This window comes from Veillonella parvula (genome assembly GCF_047241225.1).
In the GTDB taxonomy this organism is placed as follows: Bacteria; Bacillota; Negativicutes; order Veillonellales; family Veillonellaceae; genus Veillonella; species Veillonella parvula_O.
In genome coordinates this window covers 1-4,843 of sequence record NZ_JBKTIE010000007.1, presented here as the reverse complement: position 1 = coordinate 4,843, position 4,843 = coordinate 1, and the positions used below count along the sequence as shown (strand labels likewise).

The window sequence follows — 4,843 nt, the reverse complement described above, 5'->3', positions numbered from 1 at the left end:
GATGAAACCAGTCCTGCGCTTGCGGCTCCACGCCACGCAATCACAGCCCTGTTTTCCTGCTGCTTCAAATGTGCTTGCCCTTCCGGGCGGCAACCTCATTTTCGCAGCAACGCCGACAGAGCGTATAACACACTACACTTTGCAAGCAAAGTCGTGTGCCAAGGGGCAAGCCCCTTTGGAAACCCCGGACAACAAAACAGGCTGAATATCCCGCACTTTCCCGGTGCTTGATACTCAGCCTTTATTTGTTGTCAGCAGCCCCCGTTTCGTGGTCTGCGTGTAGTTCCTTGTAAACTGACCTAATGTTCCTGCTAAGGAAAATGCTTCATATGAAATACCTTCCATCATACATCCGTCACCACCAAGAACATAGGTATAGTGATCCACTACTGGAAAGTTTTCTTTATTAAACTTAGCAGCTAAATGCTCCTCAGCCATTGCCATTCCAACTGCCATTGCCATTCCAGCACCTAAAGGTCCTGTTGTTGCTTCTACACCTTTGGTATGGCGATATTCCGGATGACCTGGTGTCTTAGAGTCCAATTGTCTAAACTGTGCCAAATCTTCCTTTGTTAGACCATATCCAAATAAATGAAGTAAAGAATACAATAATGTAGAACCATGACCACCTGATAATATAAAACGATCTCTGTTAAACCAATCCGGATTTGCCGGATTGTGTTTCATCTCTTTTGCCCACAATTCATACGCAATTGCTGCACATCCCAGTGGTAGACCAGGATGACCTGACTTTGCCTTCTGAACCGCATCAGCTGCTAAAACACGTATGGCATTCACTGACATCGTATCAATGTTGTTCATTAAAATGTCCTCCTAATATTATTCTCCAAAGACCGCTTTATAATCAGCCTGAAACTTCTCAATTCCCTGGTCTGTCAAAGGATGTTTTGTACACTGCTCAATTACTTTATATGGTACAGTTGCAATATCAGCTCCAGCCAAAGCGCAATCTATAATATGAATTGGGTTACGAACACTAGCTGCTATTATTTCTGCTTCAATGCCATGAATATCAAATATCTCGGCAATGGTACGAATTAAATCAATACCAGGGGTTGATACATCATCCAATCTTCCAAGAAATGGTGATACATAGGTAGCACCTGCTCTTGCAGCTAACAATGCTTGATTCGCCGAAAATATTAATGTTACATTTGTCTTAATTCCTTCACTTGACAATACCTTTGTTGCCTTTAAGCCTTCTACTGTGATTGGTATTTTAACAACCATATTGGGATGAATTGCAGCGATTTCTCTACCTTCTTTGATTATTCCTTCTGCATCTGTTGTTGTTGCTTTTACTTCTCCACTAATTGGTCCATCTACAATAGAAGCTATTTCTTTTATTACTTCATTAAAATTTCTTCCTTCCTTTGCAATTAAAGATGGATTGGTCGTTACTCCACAAATAACCCCCATACTATTTGCTTTCTTAATGTCTTCCACATTTGCAGTATCAATAAAAAACTTCATTAATATCCTCCTCGTATAGTGAATCTTTACTTTTTTCTTTACTTGAGATAGTAATCAATCACCAATTCGACTGGTGATTTGTTATTAGCCATAAAAAATACTTTTTTATTGTGATTTTTATTCTCTCTTTATCTTTTAGAGCAACAACTCAGTCACATTTATGTTATCTCTAGATTCAGTAAAGAAGTGGGTTCGCATGGTTTCCGTCTCTAACCTTGACACAGATCTCCATAATATTGCAACTGCATGTAATAACTGTTTATACATATAATTATCCATCCTAGCGTCAAAATGGCAATACAAACAGTAATTAAATTATTAACTATAGCTTATTTCAATTGTCCATAATAAGCATTAGCTCCATGTTTTCTGTAATAATGCTTATCCTGTAATTCCTGTGGTGCTGGTTCATTTTGAGGATTAATCATCTCACATCGTGTAGCCATTTTTGCTACCTCTTCTAATACAACTGCAGTATGAACAGCTGCGTACGCATTTTTACCCCATGTAAATGGTCCATGGTTCTTACACAACACTGCCGGTATTGCAGTATAATCAAGTTTGCGAATATTGAATTCATCCGCAATCAAAATTCCTGTGTTTTTTTCATATGCTTCATCAATTTCTTCTTTTGTAAGATTTCTAACACAAGGAACTTCCCCATACATATAATCTGCATGAGTAGTTCCATAGCAAGGAATCCCTCTTCCTGCCTGAGCCCAACTTGTTGCCCACGATGAATGTGTATGCACAATTCCACCGATTTTGGGAAAACGATTGTAGAGTTCCACATGAGTAGCAGTATCTGATGAAGGATTATATTTGCCTTCTACTTTATTACCATGAAGATCTACAACGACCATATCCTCTGGTGTCAATTTCTCATATTCAACCCCACTTGGTTTGATTACAAATAATCCACTTGCACGGTCAATACCACTTGCATTTCCCCATGTGAATGTAACAAGGCCATATTTTGGCAAAAGCATATTAGCTTTATACACTTCTTTCTTTAACTCATCTAACATAATTTCATCTCTTTTCTATTAAGTTTTCAAAATTAAATAAAATATGAATGGATAATTTCTCGCCAATCATTGTCATTTTCATCATTGCCCAATTTCTCTTTCTTTCTATTTACTGTTGTTTATCAAGAATTGAACATATACTTCTATTTGCAAAACAGATATCTTCTCGCCAACTGTCCAGTCCTACATCCCATAATTCTGTAACGTAGCGACGTACTCCAATCTCCCATGCTGTTTTAATTATGCGTTCAAAATCCACATGACCTGTACCAAATGGTACTTCTCTGAATATATTCGGTTTTGATTCTTTTAAGTGGAGCGAGATTACCTTCCCTTTTCCAAGGATCAAATCTTCACATACATCATGTCTATGTAACACCGCAGCATTTGTGACATTGCCCGAATCAGGATATATATTCAAATATGGGGACCCCACCATACTTACATATTTCATTCCTTTTCCTGTTGTATTCATGAACTCGTTCTCCATAGTTTCAAACCCCAGGAGTACACCCTCTTTTGCCGCAATTTCTGTTCCTTTTAAAATATTTTCAAAAAAATATTTCTTAGTTTCTATTGTAGATTCTCCAAAATAAATATCATATCCGGGAATCATTACAGTGCGGATTCCTAAGTCAGCAGAAAGAATAATGGATTTCTCCATAATTTCCACACCTCTATTACGGATTTCAGCTTTAGAATCACCCAAAGCAAATTTGGTCAGTGCACTTACACTCATTGAACGGATTGAGAGGCCAACCTCAAACATTGTATTCACCAATTTATTCCGTTCTCGGTCACACATGTAAATACGTTTGATTTTTTCTTCATTGGCATCTATACACATTTCTACATAGTCATAACCACAATCCTTAGCACACTGTAGCTTTTCTTTCCATGTAAGGCTGTCTCTCATTGCCTTTTCATAAAGTCCAATTTTATATCGCTTCATCTCGAATCACCCTCTTCTATGATTAATTTTTAAAGCGACTCCATACACTACTCATACTATCAATAACAGCTCTGTAGGTTGCATATTTTTCTTCACAAATTTCTTTGTATTCTGGTCTTGGCTCAATTGTCTTAGTAATCTTCACAGTACGTGCCACTGCCTCCTGATAATTTTCATAAATTCTAACCGCAATTCCTGCTGCCATTGCCGCTACTTGAGCTCCAAATTCCTTGTTTTCAATTACATCAATTGGAATCTGAAGAGTATCTGCAAAAATCTGAACCCATACATCAGAGTTTGCAGCACCACCAGAAAGACGTATACTCTTAGGTACATTGCAGTTCTTCAAAAGCTTTTTCACATGTGTTACATGCGAAAATACAATTCCTTCATATACTGCACGAAGCATATGTTTTTTATTATGAAACGCAGTAAGACCTACAAATGTTCCTTTTCCAAGTGGGTCTTCATTTGACCCATTCAAGAATACCTCATAAAAATGAAATGAAGCTAAAGGTAAAAACTTTTAACTCTCAAGTTAACTTAATAAAAGTTGAAACGGTTCCGCATTAAACATATGCTAATCAATAATATATCTTCTTAATGCCTTTGCAGTTTCAGCTGGATTCTTAACAGATGTGAGCCCACCTCCGATTACTACCCAGTCTGGATCAGCAGCACAAACTCTGTCAATAATTGAAAGTGTAATTCCTCCTGAGATTCCTATTTTGGCATGCTTTACAAGTTTCTTCATTTCCTGTATCTTATCTATCTGCGAAGCCGCTTCAGCTGTATTGCCGATTGCATCATGAGCAGTATGTAATAATATATAATCAAATCCCATTTCATCAAGCTTCTTTACATTTTCTCCCAAGTTCTTAATTCCAATAGTATCAGCCATACAATACTTGTTATGAACCCTAGCTGCTTTAACAACTCCTAGCAAAGTATCATCCGTTGTCAAACCAATAGTTGTTGCTATATCTGCACCAGCCTTATAAGCTTCTGAAGCAATATCATATCCCCCATCAACTACCTTCATATCAGCGAGTACTAGTACTTCTGGGTATTTTTTCTTAACCTCTGCAATGGAACGGAAGCCATCGGCAAACATTAGTGGACTACCGATTTCCGCTATATCCACATATTGATGAATCTCTTCCATAAGTTTTAAAGCTTGATCTAATGTAAAATAATCTAACGCAGCTTGTAATTTCATTATTCCACCTTCCTTTAATCAGTTTAATTGGAACCGTTCTCATTTATATTATATTTTTTTTATATTTAAATGTCAATAATTATTCTTCCAAAACACCCGTCTTTAGGATTTAGCACTATATTTTTTTGAGAGTTTAATCTATATAGAGTT

At 37.1% G+C, this 4,843-nt stretch carries 7 protein-coding genes; 1 reads left to right on the top strand and 6 read right to left on the bottom strand.

Annotated elements, in window-relative coordinates; translation table 11 throughout:
• On the top strand, window positions 1-205 hold a 205-nt coding region (locus ACLRYO_RS09450; protein WP_413084859.1), incomplete at its 5' end, for a hypothetical protein.
• A gap of 29 nt (window positions 206-234) precedes the next feature.
• Here ACLRYO_RS09450 and ACLRYO_RS09445 read toward each other — a convergent pair.
• The 6 genes from ACLRYO_RS09445 to ACLRYO_RS09420 form a co-directional block, all read right to left on the bottom strand.
• Window positions 235-822, bottom strand: a complete 588-nt coding sequence (locus ACLRYO_RS09445; RefSeq protein ID WP_330682141.1) for a hypothetical protein — start codon at window positions 820-822, stop codon at window positions 235-237.
• Window positions 823-840: 18 nt separating this feature from the next.
• Window positions 841-1,494: a fructose-6-phosphate aldolase gene (gene fsa, locus ACLRYO_RS09440; RefSeq protein ID WP_272108164.1), complete on the bottom strand. Its 654-nt coding sequence runs from the start codon at window positions 1,492-1,494 to the stop codon at window positions 841-843.
• 329 nt (window positions 1,495-1,823) lie between these two features.
• Window positions 1,824-2,522, bottom strand: coding sequence for an L-ribulose-5-phosphate 4-epimerase (locus tag ACLRYO_RS09435; RefSeq protein ID WP_272108163.1), 699 nt, complete (start codon window positions 2,520-2,522; stop codon window positions 1,824-1,826).
• Window positions 2,523-2,631: 109 nt separating this feature from the next.
• Entirely contained in the window at window positions 2,632-3,474 is an 843-nt protein-coding gene (locus ACLRYO_RS09430; RefSeq protein ID WP_272108162.1) for an L-ribulose-5-phosphate 3-epimerase, read from the bottom strand.
• A gap of 22 nt (window positions 3,475-3,496) precedes the next feature.
• Window positions 3,497-3,958: an FGGY-family carbohydrate kinase gene (locus ACLRYO_RS09425; protein WP_272108161.1), complete on the bottom strand. Its 462-nt coding sequence runs from the start codon at window positions 3,956-3,958 to the stop codon at window positions 3,497-3,499.
• Between the two features lie 96 nt (window positions 3,959-4,054).
• Complete coding sequence (locus tag ACLRYO_RS09420; RefSeq protein WP_272108160.1) at window positions 4,055-4,693, bottom strand: orotidine 5'-phosphate decarboxylase / HUMPS family protein; 639 nt, start codon at window positions 4,691-4,693, stop codon at window positions 4,055-4,057.
• Window positions 4,694-4,843: the final 150 nt, after the last annotated feature.